Consider the following 20,761-nt stretch of genomic DNA (forward strand, 5'->3'; position numbering starts at 1 on the left):
CCATCGATGCCGTCGCTCCGCTGCTCATCGGCTGAGCCGAAGTCGGTCCTGGGCTACTGCGCCAGATCCACATCTCAAGAGTCCAGGGCCGGGCGCGGTCAGCCGCGTCTCATGCTGAGGATCTCGCGTCCCCGTTCGGGGGTGATCAGCCGGGCGGTTCGGGGATCCGTCAGCAGGGTGAGCGGGGCGAGGTGGTCGTCGCTCATTGGCTGCCACGTCGATATGGCGTCGTGTAAGAGCGGCCAGGCGTCGTCCGGGCTGGAGTTGGTGAGGATGGCGCGGACCGCGGTGTCGAACTCCGGGTTGCCGAACCGGGGTTGGAAGCCGGGCTCTGCCGAGCGTTTCCGGTAGTCGGCGATCAGCTGCTGGACGCGGTCGGAGCCGCGTTTCATCAGGCCGGTGACAGTGGACTCGGTGCCCCAGTGACGGGAGCGCTGGTGCTGGACGAAAAGGAAGGGCAGGATTTCCGCCGTGAAGAGGGCTTCGTCAAGAGGCCAGGAGAGGTGGTGGCCCCGGCCGAGGAGATGGTCGAGCCTGTTGTCTTGGTCGGTGTGGCCCAGCATGGCCGACATCTGGAACAGCAGGAGGTCGGCGCGATCTCGGCCGAAGCGGGACGCCTCCTTCAGCATCGTCAGGGGCTCGTCCAGCTCGCCTGCCAGGCTCGCCCGCCGGGCTTGCTCGACCTTCGCGTCTCACTCGCACTGGGTCTGGCACTGCGGGCGGTCGAGAGCGTGGAAACCGGCGTAGAAGTCGTACATCTTCTCGTAGAAGGAGTCGTACCGGTCCGGGCCCATGGCCGTCCACGAGAACATGTCGTAGGCGGCCCATTCGCCGCGCTCGTCCACGTCTCCCGGATCGAGGAACACGACGCCGGCGTCCGCCTCCAGGGAGATCAGCAGCGACCGCGCGAGAACCGCTCCCTCGTCTCGAAGTCCTCCGTGTCCTCGTAGAGTTCGGCCATCAAGGGATCCAGGTCGCGCATCCAGCCGATCTCGTCGGTGTTGCGTAACTGCGATACGAAGTTGCCCGCGTCTCGCCAGCCGTTGGTGACCAGGAGGAATTCCCGAAACGATGGCGGGAGCGCGCATCCCAGCCGCCTCTCAAGAGCTTCTACCTCTTCAGGAGACGCGGCGGGGAAGCCGAGCCAGGGATCGGCGCCCGGTTCCTCGGCCGGATTGGCGATCTGCCATTCCTCACTCCAGCGCATCAGGAACGGCTTCCAGGCGGTACGGTCCACGCGGCACTCCTCACACCTCGGTCATGTCCCGCTCATCCCAGCAGAGACGGCTGACATTCCGCGGGGCACGGTGGTGACCGCGAGGTGGGAGGGGGTTGAGGCGCCCACATGGACTGTGTTGTGGGCCGGTGACCACCGGCCGTTGGACCAGAGTGGGTCGCCGGTGTTCGGGTTGACGTCGAATCGCGGGAAGTTGGAGCTGGAGATGTCCACGCGTATGCGGTGATGGCGGGCGAAGAGGTTGGCCGTCGGATAGAGCGTGATGGTGACGGGGACGACTGTGCCTGGTTCGTAGCTGCTGGCCTCGGGGGCGTTGCGGTATCGGAGCCGGATGATGGAGTCGGTGAGATTGAGCGCGTAGCCGTTCGGATAGTCCACGGAGGGTGGGTAGACGTCGATGAGCTTGGCGGTGAAGTCGGTGTCGGGCGCGTCGGTGGACACCCAGATCGTGACGGTGATGTCCCCGATTACCTGGAGCGGTTCGCTGAGCGGAGGAGTCTGGAAGACGAGGACATCGGAACGGGCGGCGAGGGGGACGTGCGGGCGGCGGGCGCCGAAGATGTTGTCGTCGGGTGTCTGGTCGAAGCCGCCGGGGTGGACGATTGGGGTTGTGCGGGAGATATCAGGGTTGTCGACCGCGGCGACGCGGTCTTGGTGGCGGAGGGGGATGAGGTCGTAGAGCGACGAGACGTTCCCGCCGATGGTGGGGACGGGGTCGCGTGGATCGAAGGTGTAGCTGAGCGTGGATTCCGTGGTGGGGGGCTCGCTGTCGAGGCGGTTGTCCGCCGTCAGATAGAGCTGTGTGGTCGTCGCGTCGGGATGGGGCCACCGGTCGGTGGTGAGCCAGCGCCCACCGTGGTCCATTCGCCCACTCGGGAGCCGGCGTCCGGTGCCTCCGCCCATCACGAAGATCCTTATTCGGCGGCTGTCGCCCAGCCCGCGCTCCTGCCCGAAGAGATGCTGGTCGTACCAGTCGAGGTGAAGTTGCCGGAAGTCGGTGATGGCCGCCTGGGGCCCGAAATCGATGTCGCCGGCATGGCTGAGTGCGACCTTCTTGGTGCCGTGGACCCAGGGTCCGATCACGGCATGCACGGCCGCCGATTTGGCCTCGGCGAGAGCGGTGAAGAGCTGGAGGGTGGCCAGGGTGTAGGAGTCGTACCAGCCGCCGACGAGCAGTACCGGGACGTCCGGAAACTTGGCTATGTGGGCCAGCGGATTCACGCTGGGGTGCATCCACCGCTCATCGAGGTCGGCACGCGTGGCGATGTCGAGCATCCATCGCTCGTACGGTTCGACGAGGGACAGCTGCGTGACGTCCCGCTTGAGCGGAAGGCGGCGCAGCCACGCTGACATCAGCATGGGTGCGTCGTTGAGTGCCTCATCGGTGGATCGTGGGCGCACCTGCGGCCGGTAGTTCTTGGCGGAGTGCCAGAACGCCCAGGCGATGAACCGGAGTTCGACGGCGCCACCGTGCCGCACCGATGACTCGTGGGCGTTGGCGCCGCTCATCGTCGGGATCATCGCGGCGATGCCGTTCGCACCGGCCGCGGCGGCGGCGGTCTGTGCCCAACCGGACCACGATGTGCCGCGGAGCACGACGCGACCATCGCAGAAGTCCTGCTCGACCAACCACTCGATGGTGGCCTGGCCGTCGTCGGCCTCCGGCCACAGGAAGTCGACCTCGCCTTCTGAGCGGTAGCAGCCGCGGCAGTCCTGGGCGGCGACGACGTAGCCGCGGGCGGCGAAGTAGTGCGCCCAATCGGCTTCCTTGACGCGCTTGTTGTACGGCGTTCTGAACAGCACGACCGGACGAGGACCAGCGAGCGCGGTGCCGTCGGCCGCCGGCCGGTGCAGGTCCGTGGCGAGGCGGATTCCGTCCGGCATGGGGATCATGACGTCGCGTTGAACGACGACGTCGTAGGTGGCCTCGGTCATCGGTGTGCCTTTCCGGGAATCGCGTCGAGGAGCTCGCGCGTGTACATGCTCGTTGGATTGTCGAAGACCGTGGCCGTCGCTCCTTGATCGACGATCCGGCCGTTGTGCATGACCGCGACCCGGTCGGCGACCTGGCGTACGACCGCGAGATCGTGAGAGATGAACAGGTACGCCGTGCCGAGGTCGCGCTGGAGATCGAGGAGAAGCTCGAGGATCTGTGCTTGCACCGTCACGTCCAGGGCGCTGGTGGGCTCGTCGCAGACGACGATGGTGGGATCGAGGGCCAGTGCCCGCGCTATGGCGACACGTTGCCGCTGCCCGCCCGAGAGCTGGTCGGGCCGGCGGTCGAGGACATGCGCGGGCAGCGCGACGCGCTCCACCAACTCGGCGACCCGCCGGCGGCGGTGGGTGCGGTGGCCGATACCGAATGCCCGCAGCGGCTCCTGGATGATGTCGCTCACCGTGAATCGGGGATCGAGCGACGCGTACGGGTTCTGGTAGATCATCTGGATGCCGCGTCGAGCGGCACGTGCCTGCTTCGGTGGTAGCTCGCCGATCTCCACACCGTTGACGGTCACGATGCCTCCGGTCGGACGGGTCAAACCCATGACCATGCGGGCCGTGGTCGTCTTGCCCGAGCCGGACTCACCGACGATCGCGAAGGTCTCCCCGGGCGAGATGTCGAAAGTCACATCCGCTACGACCGGTGTCATCCGGCGGCGGCCTTCCTCGATGGCGGGGAACGCCTTGACCAGCTTGGCCGCGGCGACGACCGGAGTTCGCGGCGCAGACGCCTCGTCCGTTCGCCGCCGCCTCGGCCGAACCATGGTCAGACTGGGAGCCGAGCTGATCAATTGCCTCGTGTACGGATGCTGAGGGGCCCGGAGAACGTGATCCGTCGATCCGGTCTCGACGATACGGCCCTGCGACATCACCACGATCCGGGCGGCGCGATCGGCGGCGACGGCGAGATCGTGCGTGATGAGCAGGACCGCGGTACCGAACTCGCGGGTCAGGTCGCCCAGGTGGTCCAGGACGCGCCGTTGCACGGTGACGTCGAGCGCGCTGGTGGGCTCGTCGGCGATCAGCAGTCGCGGCTGGGCGGCGAGGGCGATGGCAATGAGGACGCGCTGCCGCATTCCGCCGGAGAGCTCGTGGGGGAACTGCCGGGCTCGTGCCTCCGGCCTGGTCAGTCCGGCCTCGGCGAGCAGCTCGACGGCTCGACGTCTGGCTGCCCTGCCTCTCGCGAGGCCATGGATCTGAAGGACTTCGGCGACCTGCGATCCGACTCGCTCGACCGGGTTGAGCGAGACGCCGGGGTCCTGCGGGACGACCCCGAGCAGGCGGCCGCGGATGGACCGCCATTGACGCTCGGACGCCGCGACGAGGTCGTGGCCGTCGAGGGTGATCCGCCCGGACGTGATGGCGCCGGCTGCGGGCAGGAGCCCGGCGACCGCGTTCGCCAGCGTGGTCTTGCCCGAGCCGGACTCCCCCACGATCGCCACGACCTCGCCCGGCTGAACCTCGATGTCGGCGTCGATGACCACGGGGTGGAGCCGATGGCGGCCGTAGCCGACGTGGAGTCCCTCGATCCGCAGTATCGGCGGGGTCATCGCTCACCGCCCCGGGGATCGGCGACGAGAGCACGAGCGAGGCGATTCGCGGCGACGACGGTAGCGACAACGGCCAGTCCGGGAAAGGTCGCCAGCCACCACGACGTCGCGAGAGCGTTGCGACCTTCCGCGACGAGCGATCCCCATTCCGGTGTCGGTGGGACCGCGCCGAACCCGAGGAAGCTCAGCGAGGACACCGCGAGGCAGGCCGTACCGAACTCGAGCGTGGCGAGGGCGAGCACCGGGCCCACGACGTTGGGCGCCACATGGCGCAGGAGCACGGTACGGCGCGTGCAGCCGCTCGCGTAGGCCGCTTCGACGTATGTCGCGCCGCGGATCCGCAGCACCTCCGAGCGGGTGACCCGGGCGAAGGAGGCGACGCTTCCGATACCCACCGCGACGGCGACATTGGTGGTGCCGAACCCGATCGCGGTGACGACGGCGAGGGAGAGCAGCAGTCCCGGAATGGAAAGGAGGACGTCGACGAAGCGCATCGCGAGGTCGTCGACCCAGCGGCCGGTGAACCCGGCGAGCAACCCGATGGACGAGCCGGCCACCAGGCCGACGAGCACAGCGAGCGCCGCGCTCCGCAGTGACAGCGATGTGCCGTGCACGACGCGCGCGAAGAGGTCCCGTCCGAGCCGGTCGGTGCCGAACAGGTGGTCCCAGCTCGGGGCCTGGTTCGCTTGCGAAGCCAGGCCACGCAACGGGTCGTGGCTGGTGAACAGCGACGGCAGGAGCGCCCAGCCGAGGAGTACGGCGATGAATGCGACAGCCGCCAGCAGACCGGGGTTGCGCAGGAGCCAGCGCGCCGGTACCGACCTCGTGCGCCCTTGCTTCGCCGGTCCGGGCGCGGGAGGCGTACCGGCACGAGAACCGTGCATATCGTCGGGGGTCGTGGCGATGGTCATGCGGAGCTCCGCACTGTCGACGCGCCGGCCGAAAGGTCGACGCGCGGATCGAGCTTCGGGTAGAGGACGTCGACGGCCAGGTTGGCGGCGACGTACACCAGGGCGCCGAGGATCACGAGGGCCTGCACGACCGGCAGGTCGTGTGCTTCGACCGACTGGATGGTCAGCCTGCCGACGCCGGGGCGGGAGAACACCGTCTCGACCACGACGGATCCCGACAGCAGCTGGCCGACCAGCATCCCCAGGACGGTGACGGCGGGCAGGGACGCGTTGCGGAAGGCGTGCCGCAGGTGGATCCGGGCTCGAGACGCTCCTTTGGAGCGGGCGGTCGTGACGAACGTCTCGTTGAGGGTGTCGGCCATCCGCTGGCTGAGCAGTTGCGCCAGCGTCGCGGCCGTGGGGATGGCCAGCGCGACAGCGGGCATGAGGAGGCCGGACGCGCCCTCGGCGCCGATCGCCGGCAGCAGCTTCCACCGGAACGAGACGACCTGGATCAGCATGAGCCCGGACCAGAACGTCGGCACGGACACGCCGATCGCCGGGATCGACTGCAGGATCGATCGCAGCGCCCTGCTCTTGACGTACGTGGAGAGCAACCCGATGGACACGCCCGCGATCACGGCCAGCACCAGCGCGCAGGCGGTCAGCTGGAACGTCGGCCCCAGCGAGCGGGCGACGGCGCCGAGCACGCTCTCGCCGGTCCGGTACGAGGTCCCGAGGTCCCCCCGCACCGCGTCCCAGACCATGTCCAGATACTGCGCGTAGAGGGGCCGGTCGAGTCCCAGCCGGGCCCGGAGCTCGTCGGCCTGGGCCGCCGTGGCCACCGACGGCCCATCGCCACTGGACAGCATCGCCTGAACGGGATCGCCTGGGAGCAGGTACAGCACGGCGAACGCCAAGGTGTACGCGGCCCACAGGACGATCAGGGCGTGGAAGACGCGGCGGCGCAGGTATCGCGTCATGACCGCTGCCGGCCCCGGGGCGAGTCGCGGCGCGTGCTCACGCTGCCTTCCACACGTCGTAGACGACGAAGCGTGACGTGGAGTCGAACGCGAGCCCGCGCACGTCCGGCGCCGCGGCGTTGGTCTGGCTCAGCTCGATGATGGGGAACGCGTACCCGTGCTCGAGGATGTACGTCTGGAGCTCCTTCGCCGCCGTCGCCCGGCCCTCCGGATCGCTGATCGAGGCGACCTTCTCAAGCAAGGCGTCGAGCTCGGGATCGTTGACGTTGGTGGTGTTGGCGTTGGCGGAACCGAAGAAGGTGCGCAGGGCGTCGGGGTCGGCTCGGGTGAAGTTGAACCAGCGCAGCTGGTACTGCTTCGTGTCGCGTGCCGCGTCGTAGGCCTCAGCGGTCATCGGGGACAGCCGGAGGTCGATTCCGATGTCGAGCAGTTGCTGCTGAGCCAGTTCGAGCGCCGGAGTGCTGGTGCTGACCTTGTCCTCGTACTGAACCGTCACGGTGAGACGATTGCCGTTCTTCTCGCGGATTCCGTCGCCGCCGGCACGCCAGCCGGCGTCGTCGAGGAGCTTCGCGGCCTCGTCGGGGCGATAGGCGAGCATGGCGGTCAGGTCGGCGAACATCGGTGTCGTCGCCGACAGAACGCTGCGCGCGCCCTCGACGTCGGGGCCCTGCACCGTGTGGGCGATCTGGCTGCGGTTGATGCCCATCTGGATGGCTCGCCGGACGGCCAGGTCGCTCAGCACCGGATCGGCGGCGTTCGGGTGCATGTGGAAGGGGATGCCGGGGCTCGGGCGGCTGTAGATGGTGAGGCCTTCGGCGTCGAGCCGCTGGATGTCCTGCGGTTCGACGCTCAACATGGCATCCACCTCACCTGAGATGAGAGCACCGGCGCGGACCCCGGATTCCGGCACGATTCGGAAGTTGATGGCGTCGAGGTAGGCATCACCGCTGTGTTCCGCCGCCGCCGAACTCCAGCCGTAGCCCTCCCGCCGCTTCACCATCACGTTCTGATCTGGCGTGTAGCTCTCGAACACGAACGGTCCCGTGCCGACCACGGCACCCTGGCAGCGACGCTCTGGGGTGGCGGCCAGCGTGTCGAGGGACAGGATGCTCAAGGAGGTGGTCGTCGTCGCCTGCAGGAACTGGGCGTTCGGGGTGCTGAACTTCACGGTGAACTCGGTGGGCGAGGCCACGACGGTTCCCGCGTAGCCGGCGAGGTAGCTGGAGCCCGTCTGGTTGACGGCGCCGAGCTCGACGATCTTGTCGAAGTTGGCTTTGACCACCTGGGCGTTGAGCGGGCTGCCGTCGCTGAAGGTGACACCCTCACGCAACTCGAAGGCGAAGCTCGTGGAGTCGTCGTTCACTTTCCAGGATTCGGCCAGCCAGGGAACGATCTTGCCCGTGGCGGGATCCTGGTCGGTGAGGGAGTCGGCGAGACTCCGGGTCATCGTGATGAACGCGGTCGCGGTGACCTGGTGGGGGTCGACGCAGCCTGCGTCGGAATGGACGGCGAGCCTGAGCGTGCCTCCGGCGGTGGGGGCACCGCCGGCTGCCGGGCGCTTGCCGGTGTCGTTGGCGGGTGAGCCGCCGCAAGCGGCGAGGACCATCAATCCGGCGAGCGAGAACAGGCCGAGGCTGGTAGGTGGACGGCGCATGGTGCGTTTCCTATTCATGGTGATGTGATCGGGATGGCGGCGGCTCAACAGGCCGGCACGCCGAGCAAGTACGTGCTGTCGCCGACGTAGGCGACGCCCATGTCGGTGTGCGCTACGGTGCCGGCGGTGACAGTCGGAGCAGGGGGATCGGTGCGGCCGGGTGCCAGCCGAAGTGTTTCGTGGAGGACGCGTCCGTCCCAGTGCGGCGCGGTCTCTCCGGTGACGAGGTAGGCCATCGTCGCCCCGACGTCCACGAGTCCGGCCGGGATCTCGCTGCGTGTCGCGGACCGGAACGATGGGCCGTGGAGGATGAGGGGGATCTCGAGATCGTCGCGATGTGAGGTGCCGTGCGTGGCCTTCAGCGCGTACGTGGTGGGATCCTGCTCCGCTGACACCGTCGCGGTGTTCCAGGTAGCGGGCCCACGGTCGGTTGCGATGGATCCCATGGTCACGAGCAGGTCAGGGGACCGGGTGGGGTGCTTGCAGCCGGCCGTGGCGAGTGGGATCACGGGTGAGGTCCGATCATCGTCGGCGTACACCGTGCCCGCCCATGCCTGGTCAAGAGCCCACCGCGCCAGATCGTCGACGGGAACCTGATCGGCGGTGCGATAGACCAGCAACGCTCCGTCGTTCGGGACGAACGCCAGGCTGGTGGCCGCCGGGCCCAGGTCTCGGTAGGCGTCGAGATCGGGGCGGGCTGTCGCGCCGGTCGTGCGGGCCCCGTGATCTGAAGTCACGATCACGTCGATTGGCCGGCCGTGCTGCGATGCGGCGTCGAGCAGTCGCTGGAGCGCCTGGTCGGCGGCTCGGATTGCTCGCCGGGTGAGGGGGTGGTCGATGCCGTGGTGGTGTTGCGCGGAGTCGGGCTCACCGCTCCAGAAGACGAGCAGCGCCGTCGCCGGGTCAGGCACCATCAAGGTCGCGGCGACGTCGCTTGCCCAGGTGAGGAGGTCGAGCGATGCCGTCTCTCCGGTCGCCGCGGGGCGCGGTCCGATCGCGTGGACGATTCGCGCCTGGAGTGTCGCGGGCGTGGTGAGGGGTTCGTCGGCGGAGGCCGATGCGCGCACGACCGTACCGCCCGAGGTCGACGCGTCGGGATAGAGCAGATGCGTGCAGCCTGCCGAGCCCGTGCCGATGACGGCCATGCGATGACCGCGTTCCGCGAGGAACGCGCCGATGGTGGGCACATCGACGACGGCGCCGTAGATCGCGGCGAGAACGTTCAGGTCGGTGACCGAGCCGGTGGAGGCGACACCGTGGCCGGGAGCGTAGACATGGTTGCCGATGATGCCGGTGGCGCCTGGCAGGCAGGCCGTGGCGAGAGCGGCGGCGGCTGGGCGGGTGAGGGCCGGCACCACTGTCACCGCGGTCGTGCACTCGGTGCCCTCGGTTTGGAGCCGGTGCAGGCAGGGTGTGTCGGTGGAGTTGATCGACCGCTTCTGAAGCCCGTCGACGACGAAGATGAGACGCAGCGGCTTGGTCATGCTGTTCGTCCGAGATGGTCTGCGATGAAGGCGACGCCCTGGTCGAGCAGGGCGTCGTCGATCGCGTAGCTGATCCGGAGGTAGCCGGGCTGGCCGAAGGATCGGCCGGGGACGGTCACGATGCCACCCAGTTCGAGCAGCTCGGCGGCGATCGTGACGTCGTCGCCATGCAGCTGGATATATAGGTAGAAGGCGCCGGTAGCGGTGGGAGGCGCGGCGAGGGCTCCGGAGAGTGCGGCGATGGCCCGATCCCGGCGCAGCTCGAGGCGTTGCCGGAAGCGCTCGGTGACATCCGGCCCGGTGACGGCCGCCAGCGCCGCGTGCTGGGCGATCTGGTTGACGTTGGAGGTCGTGTGCGACTGGATGGCGACAGCGCGATCGACGATCGGTTGGGGTCCGACCAGCCAGCCGACTCTCCAGCCGGTCATCGCGTATGCCTTGCTCACACTTCCGACCGAGATCAGCCGGTCGACGATGGGCGGAAACGCGATCGCGGGTGAGATGGCGTCGATGCCGTAGGTGAGTCGCGCGTACGTCTCATCCATGATCAGCCAGACGTTCCGGCGCGCCGCCCACCGCGCGATCGCCTCGAGATCGGACCGCTCGTAGACGTGGCCGGTCGGATTGTGCGGCGACACCAGAATCAGCGCGACGGTGGCATCGGATGCCGCGTGTTCGAGATCGCCGGCGGTCACCCGCAGATCGGCCGTGCTCGGCGGGACCAAGCGCGGGGTCCCGCCCGCGAGTGTGACCATCGACGGAAAGCTGACCCAGTACGGCGTGGGGATCAGAACCTCTCCACCGGAACGGTCGAGCACCGCGAGCAACGCGTTGAACAGTGCCTGCTTGGCGCCGTTGGTGATCGCCACCTGGGCGCGCCCGATGGGCGTGCCGAGCCGATCGGTGGCTTGGGCGGCGATCGCGTCACGGAGTCGCGGAAGGCCTGATGCCGGGCCGTACCGGTGGTTGTCCGGATTGGCCGCGGCTTTCACGGCGGCGGCGACGACATGGTCGGGTGTCGGGAAGTCGAGCTCTCCAGCGGACAGGTCGATCACGGGGCGGCCCGCGGAACGGAGCTCGTTCGCCTTCTCTCGCAGTGCCGCTGTGGGCGACAGCGCGATGGGCGCGGAAATTGTCACGCGCTGGACGCTATGAGCCAGATGTGTAGCCAAGTCGACCACCTCGTTACAGCCGGATGAATCCTCCTTATACTTGATAGCAGCAAGGAGGATTCCTTGCTAGCTCACTGTTGCGGGATCTATACTCCTCAGTATGAAATCGCGTCCCAGCAAGGGCCAGCACGAGCCCACCCCGCTTCGCGGGGGTGAGGTGTCGGCGCGGATCCAGGCCGCTCGATCGACACTGGTGCCCAGCGAACTCAAGGTGATAGAGCTGATCGTCGCCGACCCGCAGCGTGTCCTCACGTCCTCGGCGGCGGAAGTGGCCGTCGCCGCTGGAACGGCTGAGTCCACCGTCATCCGCGCGTGTCAACGGATCGGATTCAAGGGCTTCCATGACGTCAAGCTGGCCCTCGCCCGCGATACCGCGGTGCAGACGCGGGCGGACGACGAGCTCGAGCGCTCGCGCGACCTGGGTCCCGGCACTCCTCGCACCGACATTCCGGCCCTCGTGCTCCGCGAGAGCGCGATCGCCATCAGTGACGCGCTGCAGACGCTGGACGTCAACGCCTTCGCCGACGCGGTCGGTTCGGTCGCCGACGCGAAGCGGGTCCTGGTCATCGGCAACGGCACGTCCGCCGCGCCCGCGCACGACGTCGCCTACCGGCTGGCCACGCTCGGCCTCGTGAGCAGCAACCCGGCCGATGCCTTCGGGCAGCACCTCGCGGCCCACAGTCTCGACGAGCGTGACGTGCTCATAGCCATCAGCCACACCGGCGCGACACGCGAAACCCTGACCCCCGCCGAGGTCGCGCGGCAGAACGGCGCCCGCGTCGTCGCGGTGACCAGTTACGCCCGGTCGGCGCTCACCGTCCTCGCGGATCACGTGCTCGTCGCCGGCGGGCCCGAACTCGGGTTTCGTCAGGAAGCGATGACGAGCCGTCTCGCGCATCTGGCCGTGCTCGACTCGCTGTTCGTGGGTGTCGCGCTCACCCGGCCGAAACGATCGCGTGAGTTCCTCGACGTCATGGCGCGAGTCACCGCAGAGCACAGCCTCTGAACCTGGATACGCAAAGGACTCGGTATGGCTTCCCCCAGAGACCTCTTCAGGCTCGCCGCGCTCGACATGAACGGCACGACCGTCGAAGACAGCGGCATTTTCGAGTCGTCGCTGCGCCACGGGCTCGCCGAGGTGAGCCTTCCTTACCCCGAACCCGACGTGCTGGCGCCGCTGCGCGGCATGGCGAAGGCCGAGATGTTCCGGCGGCTCATCCCCGACCCGGCACTATCCGATCTGGCCTACCACGCGTTCACCGCCGCATTCCACACCTCGATCCGCGACGGAGCGGTCAAGCCGGTCGACGGTGCGAGTGAGGTCTTCAGCGAGCTTCGCGAGCTCGGGCTGCGCGTTTGCCTGATCACCGGGTTCCCGCCCGACCTGCAGAACGCGATCATTCGCGCCCTCGACTGGGACGAGCTGATCGACCTGTCGGTCAGCTCCGACGAAGTCCCCCAGGGCCGGCCGCACCCCGACGTCATCCTCCACGCCGCCGAAAATCTCGGTGTCACCGATCGCCGGCGTGTCGTCGTCGTCGGGGACACCGTCAACGACCTGCTCGCCGGCGAACGAGCGGGAGCGGGCCTGCTGGCCGGTGTGCTCACCGGTTCACACGACGCGGCAAAACTGCGCACCGTGCCAGGCGCACATGTGATCGACAGCGTCGCACAACTCCCGGCACTCCTGACCACCGTCGCCGAGGGAACGGCGACCGTCCTCTGACAGACGTGGCCAGCGCCCTCGACGGCGAAGTCCAGCGCAGGACGGTCGAGGAACCGGATCGATCCGGCTGACGATCGTGATCGGTGCGGTTGCCGCTTTGGTCGTACTCGATCGGGGACGTTTGGTCCGTCAGAGGGACTTCGCGAGTTCGACCAGTTGGTCCAGTGCCATGCCCCAGCCTTCGGCGAAGCCCATGTCCTCGTGTGTCTTTCTTGTTGAGGAGTCGGCGTGCATTGCGATGGCGGTGTACTTCGTGCCGTTGCCGTCGGGCTTGATGTTGATCACCGCGGTGAACGGGAAGTCGGCCTCGCCCTCGGTGGTCTGCGGGCGGAAGCCGGGGCCCAGGCCTGAGGTGAAGATCAGCGTCGAGCCCTCCTCGACCAGGAGGATGCAGCCGCTGTTCGGGTATTCCTCGCCTTCGGGCGAGCGCATGGTGGTGTTGAACCTGCCGCCGGGCCGCAGGTCGATCTCGCAGAAGGGGGTCGACCAGGGCCTCGGGGCGAACCACTGCTTGAGCAGTTCGGGGGTGGTCCAGGCCTTCCAGACCAGTTCGGGGGCGACGTCGACGGTGCGCTCGAGAACGAGATCGAGTTCCGGGTTCAGGGTGTAGACGGTCATGTCTGCTGTTCCTTCAGGTCGTAGAGAAACGCGTCGAGTTGATCGAGGCGCCGGGTCCACAGCGCGCGCCGCGCGGCGAGCCAGGTGTCGACTGCCTCCAACGGCTGGGGCGCGAGCCGGTAGGTCCGCACCCGTCCCTTCTTCTGGGACGTCACCAGGCCGGAGCGTTCGAGAACGCTCAGGTGCTGAGTGAACGACGGCAATGCCATGTCGAACGGACGAGCCAGGTCGCTGGTCGTCGCGGGCCCCTGGCTGAGGCGCTCGACGACCCGGCGGCGGGTGGGATCCGACAACGCATGGAACACACCGTCCAGATCCGCGTCGATCACGACCGCCCCCTTCACTTAGGTACCTACCTAAGTATGCGCAACGAGTGATACTTAGGTCAATCCCTAAGTGTTGACAGATGTCCTGGTCGAAGCGGGCATAGAGGTCGGTGGGCAACTACGCTCGGCTCATGCGATGGCGTCAAGCCCTCTCCCGCGTCGGCGCGGTCGACTACCTCGTCGCGGGGGCCGTCGGGCTGTTCGCGGTGACCGAGGAGCTCATCGGAGGGACCGATCTCCCCGAGCGGCCCAGTCTCGCGTTGTGGGTGGCCGCCGGGATCGTGACGGCGCTGCTGGTGCTGGTCCGGCGGCTGGCTCCGTTCGGGGTGATGGCGGCCTACACCGGCGTGTCCCTCGCGGTCTTCCTGCTCGCGGGGCAGGAAGCGGGCGCCTGGCAGTGGTACACCCAGCTGTTCCTGCTGTTCACCCTGCTCAGCGAGGTGCCGCTGGCCAGCCCGAAGGGGCTGTTCGGACCGGTGGCCACGGCCTTGTTCCTGGCGGGCATGGCGATCTCGTACCACAACGAGTTCGCGGAGTACGCGATCGCGGTCTCGATGGCCGCCATCGCCGGAGGCGCCGGACTCGGCGTACGGCGGCACCGGATGCGGGCCCTGTCGGCGGACAGGCGCAGCGAGACGCTGGCCGCGCAGAGCGAGTTGCTGGTCAAGGAGGCTGTCGCGGAGGAGCAGGCCCGGCTGGCCAGGGAGTTGCACGACATCGTCGCCCACAGCGTGAGCCTGATGGTCATGCAGGCGGGCGGGGTACGGCGGATGCTCCGCGACGACCAGACCAGGGAACGCGCGGGTCTGGCCCTGATCGAGGAGACCGGGCGTGGCGCGGTGGAGGAACTGCGCCGCATGCTCCACCTGCTGCGCGGTCCCGGCACCGACGGGCTGACGCCGCTGCCGGGCCTGGCCCGGCTGGACGATCTGGTGGAGCAGGCGCGCTCGGCGGGTCTGGACGTCAAGGTCGACGTGGAGGGCGAGCCGGTGCCGCTCCCGGCCGGGCTGGACCTGTCGGCGTACCGCATCGTACAGGAGTCGCTGACCAACGCCCTGAAGCACGCCGGGCCCACGGCGGTCACCGTCACCATCGGCTACCGGCCGTACGAGCTGTCCCTGGACATCACCGACGCCGGTCCCCGCGACAGGACACGCGCCGCGCCCGCCGCGGCGGGAGGCCACGGACTGATCGGCATGCGCGAGCGGGTGGCCTTGTTCAGGGGCGACCTGACCGCCGGTCCGCTGCCCGAGAGGGGCTTCGCCGTGCGGGCCGCGCTTCCGCTCAGCACCCGCTAGCGCATTTACTTTCATCCATCCGAGCAGGCCGAATGCTCGATTAAGTTTGTATGGTTGACAAACTTACTCGCAGCTGTCTACCTTCCGGGCACGCGCTGGCCAAGGCAGGGATGATCCCGCCTCCGCTCCAGTCGCCGACCATCGCGCCAGGGCGGCAATGGCACTTCCCACTGACCTTCGAGGATGAGAATCGATGGATGCAAGCTCAACACTCCCCATCCGTCGGGCATGGTCCAGAGCCCGATTAATCGGCATTCCGGCCGCCGCGACCCTCGTCGCCGCGACCGCGCTGGTGGTGACGGCGTGGCCGTCACGGGCGGCCACGGCACCGGTCGCGGGCGGCGTGTACACGCTGGCCTCCGGATCCAGCGGCAAGTGCGTCGACGTGGCCGGCGCCTCGACCGCCAACGGCGCCCTGCTCGTCCAGGTCGCCTGCAATGCCGCCGCCACCGACCAGCAGTGGCAGGCCCAGGCGCAAGGGTCCGGCCAGTTCAACCTCGTCAACGGCAACGGCGGCCGCTGCGCCGACGTGCCCAGCTCCTCGACGGTCTCCGGCACCCAGCTCCAGCAGTGGGGCTGCGGCGATGGCACCAAACCCAACCAACTGTGGACGTTCACGGCCTCGGCCGCTTCGGGCAAGTACCTGATCAGGAGCGTGGCCACCGGCCTGTGCGTCAGCAACAAGGACGGCTCGACCGCGGGCAACAACCCGATCGTCCAGGAGACCTGCTCGGACGTCGCCCGCATGCAGTGGGCGTTCAACTATGTCTCCGGGCCAACCGCGCCCCCCACGGACCGGGTCTGGTCCGGCAACGCCGACGGGTTCGCCGCCACCAGCGGAATGGGCCTGACCACCACCACCGGCGGCGCCGCCGGCGCCACCGTCACCGTCTCCACCTACGCCGACCTGGTCAGGTACGCCACGGCGAGCACGCCCTACGTCATCCGAGTGAACGGCACGATCACCGTCACCCCGTACGGCACCGAGATCCGGGTGGCCTCCAACAAGACCATCGTCGGCGTCGGCACCCGGGGCCACATCGTCAACGGCGGCTTCTTCCTGGGCTCGGGCGTCAGCAACGTCATCATCCGCAACCTGACCATCCGGGACACGCGAATGGCCGACGACGACCCCGGTGACGACGCCTACGACTACGACGGCATCCAGCTGGACACCGCCCATCACGTCTGGATCGACCACAACACGATCGCCCGGATGAACGACGGCCTGATCGACAGCCGCAAGGACACCTCCTACCTGACCGTGTCCTGGAACGTGCTGTCGAACAACAACAAGGCCTTCGGCATCGGCTGGACCGAGAACGTCACCTCGCGGATGACGATCCATCACAACTGGATCCACGACAACAACTCACGCAACCCGAGCACCGACAACGTGGCGTACGCGCACCTCTACAACAACTACCTGCAGAACATCACCGGCTACGGCAACTACTCCCGTGGCGCCACGAAGATGGTGATCGAGAACAGTTACTACGACAACGTCAGGGACCCCTACTACCGCGACGATGCCGCCCAGTTGCGGCAGTCCGGCAGCGTCGTGGTCAACTCCACCGGCCAGCAGGAGACCGGCGGCTCGGCCTTCACGCCGAGCTCCTTCTACTCCTACACGCTCGACCCCGCCTCCCAGGTCCCCGCGCTGCTGCGCACCTACGCGGGACCACAGGCCAACATCGGCGTGTGATCGATCCCCCAGGGCCGGCCGGGCGCTCCCCCGGCCGGCCCTGGGTGCCACCGGCAAACCAGACTTCCAAACGAGGGATCACCATGGCTTCGCGATCAACCATCGGCATTCCCATCGCCGCGGTCCTGCTGGCCACGACGATGATCGTGGCCGCCTCGTGGCCGTCACGGGCGACTGCGGGTCCGGTCGCGGGCGGGGTGTACACGCTGGCCTCCGGATCCAGCGGCAAGTGCGCCGACGTGGCCGGCGCCTCGACCGCCAACGGCGCCCTGCTCGTGCAGGTCGCCTGCAATGCCGCCGCCACCGACCAGCAGTGGCGGGCGCAGGCGCAGGGGTCCGGCCAGTTCAACCTCGTCAACGGCAACGGCGGCCGCTGCGCCGACGTGCCCAGCTCCTCAACCGTCTCCGGCACCCAGCTCCAGCAGTGGGGCTGCGGCGACGGCACCAAACCCAACCAACTGTGGACGTTCACGCCCTCCTCGGCCGCTTCGGGCAAGTATCTGATCAGAAGCGTGGCCACCGGCCTGTGCATCAGCAACAAGGACAGCTCGACCGCGGGCAACAACCCGATCGTCCAGGAGACCTGCTCCGACATCGCCCGCATGCAATGGGCGTTCAACCAGGTCTCCGGACCGACGGCCACGCCCACCACAGGCACCCCGACCGTGGCGTCCGACGGCACCGGGCGGTACCGGACCGTGCAGGCCGCGATCGACGCGGTGCCGTCGGGCAACGCCAGCCGGATCGTCATCACGATCAAGCCGGGCACCTATCGTGAGATCGTCACCGTCAACAAGCCCTACGTGACGCTCCAGGGGCTCGGGTCGTCGCCGTCCCAGACCGTGATCGTCAACAACCGGTCGGCGTACAGCCATGGCACCTCCGGCAGCTACACCGCGATCGTGTCGGGCCGCGACGTCACCGCCACCAACCTGACGATCTCCAACGACTTCGACGAAAACTCCGTCAGCAGCGGCCAGCAGGCCGTCGCGCTCCGGCTGGACGGCGACCGTACGACGCTGACGAACCTCCGCGTGCTGGGCGACCAGGACACCCTCCTGGTCAACGACTCCGCGCGCGCGTACGTGCGGGGCTCCTACGTGGAGGGGACCGTCGACTTCATTTTCGGGGGCGGCACCATCGTGTTCCACGACTGCGACATCTTCGAGAAGCGCAGCACCGGGGGGCCGATCACCGCGGCCAGCACCGCCGCGGCCAAGACGTACGGGTTCCTGTTCTACCGGTCGCGCGTCACGGGTGCCGCGAACAATGTGACCACTCTGGGGCGCCCTTGGCGGCCCGATGCGCAGGTGCTGTACCGGGAGTCGACGCTCAACGCGACGATCAACACCTCGCAGCCGTGGACGGACATGTCATCGAACTCGTGGCGGAACGCCCGCTTCCTCGAGTACCGGAACACGGGCTCCGGGGCGGGCGTCAACGCCAACAGGCCCCAGCTCAGCGACTCGCAAGCCGCGAACTACACGCCGCAGAAGTATCTGGTCGGCGGCGACGGCTGGAATCCCGTCGGCTGAGGCGGTCGAGGGACGATCTCAGGGGGAGATTATGTCGGGAAGCTGGCTTCGATGTTCGATGTTCAGTTTGCGATAGATCCGGTACAGGTGGCTGTGGACGGTTCGTACGGAAAGGTGCAGGCGGTCAGCGATTTCGCGGTCGGAGAGACCGCGTGATGCGAATCCGGCCACCTCGTGTTCTCTGCGGGTGAGGATCGCGGGTGGCGAGGAGAGGCCTGGGGTGCGGGCGCCTTCGCATGCCGGGGACAGGTCGTTGAGGCGGGCCGATGACGCCAGTGCCGATCCGAGGCGGCCCTCGGCGCGGTGGATCAGGCTTGCGGTCGACGCCGCCTCGGCGGCCCACAGCACGCAGCCGGTCGCGGCGGCCTCGCGGGATATCTCGTCGAGAGCGGCCGCGTCCCGCCGGGACAGGGCGGCGGCGTTTCTGGCCATGAGTGCTTGCAAAGCGCTCTGGCTGGAGGACGCGAGACGCCGCAGATCGTCGGCGACCGTCGCGGCGGCGCCCAGGCGTGCGGCGTCGTGCAGCACCCAGGAGGCCATCAGCAGTGACCCGACCTGTTCCAGCTCGGCGGCCTGTTTGAGGGCGAGGTTGACTGCGGCCGTGAGATCGCCCTCGGCGTACCGGGCCCAGACGGAGCCGCTCCGGCGCGGGGCCGCGAACCCGCCGGGAAGGCCCGCCCGCAGCCGCTCCATCGCCTTCCCCGCCCGGGACGCGTCGCCGAGCACGGACTCCGCCTCGCTCAGCGCGTCCAGACCCCACATCTGCGGGCTCGCCGCGATGCCCTGGATCGGCATCACGGCCAGCGCCTCGCGCAGCCAGCGCCGGGCGGTGGCCGGCCGGCCGGAGAGCAGGAATACCTGCCCGAGATCGTGAGCCCAGTAGGCGCGCCACGTCGCGGCGGTCCCCGTCGCCTCCGCTTCCAGGGCGGACTGACCGAGTTCGATGGCATTCGCGATCTGGCCGTCGAGAGCCAGCGCTTGGAGGAGAGCCATGCGGATGAGCTCCGCGCGCGGGCCGTCGCTGCCGTCCAGCGCGACATGGGCGAGTTCGATGGCGTCCCGGGTCCGGCCCGCGCACGCGAGCGCGCGTACCTGCGTGACCGCGAGGGCGGCGAGCACCTCGCGATCCGCCGGATGCCGCTGGAGGATACGATCCGCGAGCTCCACCGACTCCTCGATGTACCCGACCGCGAACGCCAGGGAAGCCCGGCTGATCTCCAGCCGCAGTTTGACCCGTGGATCGGCCGTCGTCTGCGCGGCGAACGCCAGCGTGTTCCTCGCCTCGGTGATCTCGCCGCGGATCAGGTGGACGCGCGCCAGTGCCGAGAGCACCTGGGCCCGCGACGTGTCGTCCTGCGCATCGGTTTCGAGTGCCCGGGCCAGTTCGAGGGCGCGCGTGGCCTCTCCGAGGTAGGGCAGTTCGGCGACGAGCGCCAGCCGCGATTCGAATGATCCATCGGCGTCGACTGCGGCTTGGATCAGGCGCCCGGCGAGCTGGTGGTCCAGCGCCTCCGACGCCTCCCTGGCCGCTTCGCGAAGCAGCGCGGGGTCGGCGGCCACGCCCGCCTCGACGCGCCACACCGCGATCCTGACCCGGTCCCGCCGGCGGCGCGCTCCCGCGGCTTCCACCGCGTCGGCGAGCCTTCTGCGGTGGTCGCGGGCCCGCAGCGGCGGAAGCGTCGCGCGTAACGCCTCGCCGTACAGGGGATGGACGAGTGCGACGAGGTGTCGGCGCCGGTCGGGAGGGGCGGTCAGCAGCCGCTCTGACTCGAGTTCGGCGATCACCTCGGGGGCGATGAGGCGTTCCAGGATGGCCGCGCCGACCGGTTCGGCGAGCGCCACGAGCTCCGCCGCGGCCCGTACGGCGGGAGCGAGCCGGTCCAGCCGGGCGGCGATGGTCGCGGGCAGGTTCGTGTCTTCGAAGATCGGCTGAAGCAGCCGCCAGACGCCGTTCATCTCGGTGAAGGTCGCGGCATCCACGAGCTCGCGGAGTAAGAGCGGATTTCCCCCGCTCAACCGCAGCAGATGGGCGGGCAACGTCGACTCCACCTGACCGCCGAGCGCGGTCGAGAGCAACTCGGCCGTATCGCTCTCGGTCAGCCCTTCCAGGGCAATTCGCTCAAGGTCCCGCCACCACCCCGCGATTCCCTCGCCTCGTACGGCCAGCACGACGGGCAGCGCGGCGCCTTCGACAAGATGCCGCGCCAGGGCGGCCGACGCCGGATCGAGCAGGTGAGCGTCGTCGATCACCAGCGCGCCAGAGCCGGTGATGTGCGCGGCCGCCGCCGTCAGCGTACGCGTAAGTTCACCATCCGCGGCGGGCAGCAAGTGCGCGAAGGGCAGCAGTGGGATCCCGCCCGGCGTGGCGAAGACCCAGTTCACGCCCGCTCCCCCGGCCTCGGCTCTGGACCGTGCTTCGGAGAGCAGCCGGCTCTTGCCGATCCCTGCCGGGCCGGTGACCACCAGGCCGTTTCCGGCGCGTCCGGTCATCACGGCCACGATGCGATCGAGTTCGCCCGCGCGCCCCACCAGCGGCCAGGAGCTCATGGCCGCAGGGTACTGCGCATGCCGTACGCCGAGAATGC

At 68.7% G+C, this 20,761-nt stretch carries 18 protein-coding genes; 5 read left to right on the forward strand and 13 right to left on the reverse strand.

Annotated elements, in window-relative coordinates; all coding sequences use genetic code 11:
- Positions 1 to 98: 98 nt before the first annotated feature.
- From Amac_RS03600 to Amac_RS03645, 10 genes are all read right to left on the reverse strand, one after another.
- A complete protein-coding gene (locus Amac_RS03600; RefSeq protein WP_155352849.1) occupies positions 99 to 629 on the reverse strand; it encodes a hypothetical protein in 531 nt (176 codons plus the stop codon).
- A gap of 63 nt (positions 630 to 692) precedes the next feature.
- On the reverse strand, positions 693 to 866 hold the full coding sequence (locus Amac_RS03605) for a hypothetical protein (RefSeq protein WP_155352850.1): 174 nt from the start codon (positions 864 to 866) through the stop codon (positions 693 to 695).
- 26 nt (positions 867 to 892) lie between these two features.
- On the reverse strand, positions 893 to 1,237 hold the full coding sequence (locus Amac_RS03610) for an SMI1/KNR4 family protein (RefSeq protein ID WP_155352851.1): 345 nt from the start codon (positions 1,235 to 1,237) through the stop codon (positions 893 to 895).
- A 21-nt stretch (positions 1,238 to 1,258) separates the two neighbouring features.
- Positions 1,259 to 3,172 carry a CocE/NonD family hydrolase gene (locus tag Amac_RS03615; protein WP_155352852.1) on the reverse strand — a complete coding sequence of 638 codons (1,914 nt, stop codon included), beginning with the start codon at positions 3,170 to 3,172 and terminating at the stop codon, positions 1,259 to 1,261.
- Positions 3,169 to 4,785: a dipeptide ABC transporter ATP-binding protein gene (locus Amac_RS03620; protein ID WP_155352853.1), complete on the reverse strand. Its 1,617-nt coding sequence runs from the start codon at positions 4,783 to 4,785 to the stop codon at positions 3,169 to 3,171. The genes Amac_RS03615 and Amac_RS03620 overlap by 4 nt, the downstream gene beginning before the upstream one ends.
- The gene (locus Amac_RS03625) at positions 4,782 to 5,696 is read right to left on the reverse strand and encodes an ABC transporter permease (protein ID WP_155352854.1); all 915 of its coding nucleotides are present in this window, start codon (positions 5,694 to 5,696) and stop codon (positions 4,782 to 4,784) included. The genes Amac_RS03620 and Amac_RS03625 overlap by 4 nt, the downstream gene beginning before the upstream one ends.
- Positions 5,693 to 6,658: an ABC transporter permease gene (locus Amac_RS03630; protein ID WP_155352855.1), complete on the reverse strand. Its 966-nt coding sequence runs from the start codon at positions 6,656 to 6,658 to the stop codon at positions 5,693 to 5,695. The genes Amac_RS03625 and Amac_RS03630 overlap by 4 nt, the downstream gene beginning before the upstream one ends.
- A gap of 37 nt (positions 6,659 to 6,695) precedes the next feature.
- Positions 6,696 to 8,312 (reverse strand): ABC transporter substrate-binding protein, encoded by a 1,617-nt coding sequence (locus tag Amac_RS03635; RefSeq protein ID WP_170322292.1) that lies wholly within the window; start codon positions 8,310 to 8,312, stop codon positions 6,696 to 6,698.
- A 44-nt stretch (positions 8,313 to 8,356) separates the two neighbouring features.
- A complete protein-coding gene (locus tag Amac_RS03640; protein ID WP_155352857.1) occupies positions 8,357 to 9,796 on the reverse strand; it encodes an alkaline phosphatase family protein in 1,440 nt (479 codons plus the stop codon).
- Complete coding sequence (locus tag Amac_RS03645) at positions 9,793 to 10,935, reverse strand: aminotransferase class I/II-fold pyridoxal phosphate-dependent enzyme (RefSeq protein ID WP_170322293.1); 1,143 nt, start codon at positions 10,933 to 10,935, stop codon at positions 9,793 to 9,795. The genes Amac_RS03640 and Amac_RS03645 overlap by 4 nt, the downstream gene beginning before the upstream one ends.
- A 133-nt stretch (positions 10,936 to 11,068) precedes the next feature.
- Here Amac_RS03645 and Amac_RS03650 point away from each other — a divergent pair, with 133 nt between their 5' ends.
- Together Amac_RS03650 and Amac_RS03655 are read left to right on the forward strand one after the other, a co-directional pair.
- Entirely contained in the window at positions 11,069 to 11,974 is a 906-nt protein-coding gene (locus tag Amac_RS03650; RefSeq protein WP_155352859.1) for a MurR/RpiR family transcriptional regulator, read from the forward strand.
- A 24-nt stretch (positions 11,975 to 11,998) separates the two neighbouring features.
- Entirely contained in the window at positions 11,999 to 12,694 is a 696-nt protein-coding gene (locus Amac_RS03655) for an HAD-IA family hydrolase (protein ID WP_155352860.1), read from the forward strand.
- Positions 12,695 to 12,823: 129 nt separating this feature from the next.
- Here the strand turns inward: Amac_RS03655 and Amac_RS03660 are convergent, their stop codons facing one another.
- Both Amac_RS03660 and Amac_RS03665 read right to left on the reverse strand, forming a co-directional pair.
- Positions 12,824 to 13,312, reverse strand: coding sequence for an SRPBCC family protein (locus tag Amac_RS03660; RefSeq protein WP_155352861.1), 489 nt, complete (start codon positions 13,310 to 13,312; stop codon positions 12,824 to 12,826).
- Positions 13,309 to 13,641 (reverse strand): ArsR/SmtB family transcription factor, encoded by a 333-nt coding sequence (locus Amac_RS03665; RefSeq protein ID WP_246268064.1) that lies wholly within the window; start codon positions 13,639 to 13,641, stop codon positions 13,309 to 13,311. Before Amac_RS03665 ends, Amac_RS03660 begins: the two co-directional genes overlap by 4 nt.
- A 128-nt stretch (positions 13,642 to 13,769) precedes the next feature.
- On the opposite strand from Amac_RS03665, the gene Amac_RS03670 reads away from it, so the two are divergent.
- From Amac_RS03670 to Amac_RS03680, 3 genes are all read left to right on the forward strand, one after another.
- Positions 13,770 to 14,936: a sensor histidine kinase gene (locus tag Amac_RS03670; RefSeq protein ID WP_155352862.1), complete on the forward strand. Its 1,167-nt coding sequence runs from the start codon at positions 13,770 to 13,772 to the stop codon at positions 14,934 to 14,936.
- A gap of 193 nt (positions 14,937 to 15,129) precedes the next feature.
- On the forward strand, positions 15,130 to 16,641 hold the full coding sequence (locus Amac_RS03675; RefSeq protein WP_155352863.1) for an RICIN domain-containing protein: 1,512 nt from the start codon (positions 15,130 to 15,132) through the stop codon (positions 16,639 to 16,641).
- An 83-nt stretch (positions 16,642 to 16,724) separates the two neighbouring features.
- Complete coding sequence (locus Amac_RS03680) at positions 16,725 to 18,176, forward strand: pectinesterase family protein (RefSeq protein ID WP_174900139.1); 1,452 nt, start codon at positions 16,725 to 16,727, stop codon at positions 18,174 to 18,176.
- 18 nt (positions 18,177 to 18,194) lie between these two features.
- Here the strand turns inward: Amac_RS03680 and Amac_RS03685 are convergent, their stop codons facing one another.
- Entirely contained in the window at positions 18,195 to 20,723 is a 2,529-nt protein-coding gene (locus tag Amac_RS03685) for a LuxR family transcriptional regulator (RefSeq protein ID WP_155352864.1), read from the reverse strand.
- Positions 20,724 to 20,761: the final 38 nt, after the last annotated feature.

The organism is Acrocarpospora macrocephala (assembly GCF_009687865.1).
GTDB lineage: Bacteria > Actinomycetota > Actinomycetes > Streptosporangiales > Streptosporangiaceae > Acrocarpospora > Acrocarpospora macrocephala.

Bases quoted from the DNA above. Each gene is read 5' to 3' on its own strand.
- Amac_RS03680 (WP_174900139.1), top strand. From the start codon at position 16,725: ATGGCTTCGCGATCAACCATCGGCATTCCCATCGCCGCGGTCCTGCTG.
- Amac_RS03625 (WP_155352854.1), bottom strand. From the start codon at position 5,696: ATGACCATCGCCACGACCCCCGACGATATGCACGGTTCTCGTGCCGGT.
- Amac_RS03600 (WP_155352849.1), bottom strand. From the start codon at position 629: ATGCTGAAGGAGGCGTCCCGCTTCGGCCGAGATCGCGCCGACCTCCTG.
- Amac_RS03615 (WP_155352852.1), bottom strand. From the start codon at position 3,172: ATGACCGAGGCCACCTACGACGTCGTCGTTCAACGCGACGTCATGATC.
- Amac_RS03640 (WP_155352857.1), bottom strand. From the start codon at position 9,796: ATGACCAAGCCGCTGCGTCTCATCTTCGTCGTCGACGGGCTTCAGAAG.
- Amac_RS03655 (WP_155352860.1), top strand. From the start codon at position 11,999: ATGGCTTCCCCCAGAGACCTCTTCAGGCTCGCCGCGCTCGACATGAAC.
- Amac_RS03620 (WP_155352853.1), bottom strand. From the start codon at position 4,785: ATGACCCCGCCGATACTGCGGATCGAGGGACTCCACGTCGGCTACGGC.
- Amac_RS03630 (WP_155352855.1), bottom strand. From the start codon at position 6,658: ATGACGCGATACCTGCGCCGCCGCGTCTTCCACGCCCTGATCGTCCTG.
- Amac_RS03670 (WP_155352862.1), top strand. From the start codon at position 13,770: ATGCGATGGCGTCAAGCCCTCTCCCGCGTCGGCGCGGTCGACTACCTC.
- Amac_RS03660 (WP_155352861.1), bottom strand. From the start codon at position 13,312: ATGACCGTCTACACCCTGAACCCGGAACTCGATCTCGTTCTCGAGCGC.
- Amac_RS03685 (WP_155352864.1), bottom strand. From the start codon at position 20,723: ATGAGCTCCTGGCCGCTGGTGGGGCGCGCGGGCGAACTCGATCGCATC.
- Amac_RS03675 (WP_155352863.1), top strand. From the start codon at position 15,130: ATGGATGCAAGCTCAACACTCCCCATCCGTCGGGCATGGTCCAGAGCC.
- Amac_RS03635 (WP_170322292.1), bottom strand. From the start codon at position 8,312: ATGCGCCGTCCACCTACCAGCCTCGGCCTGTTCTCGCTCGCCGGATTG.
- Amac_RS03650 (WP_155352859.1), top strand. From the start codon at position 11,069: ATGAAATCGCGTCCCAGCAAGGGCCAGCACGAGCCCACCCCGCTTCGC.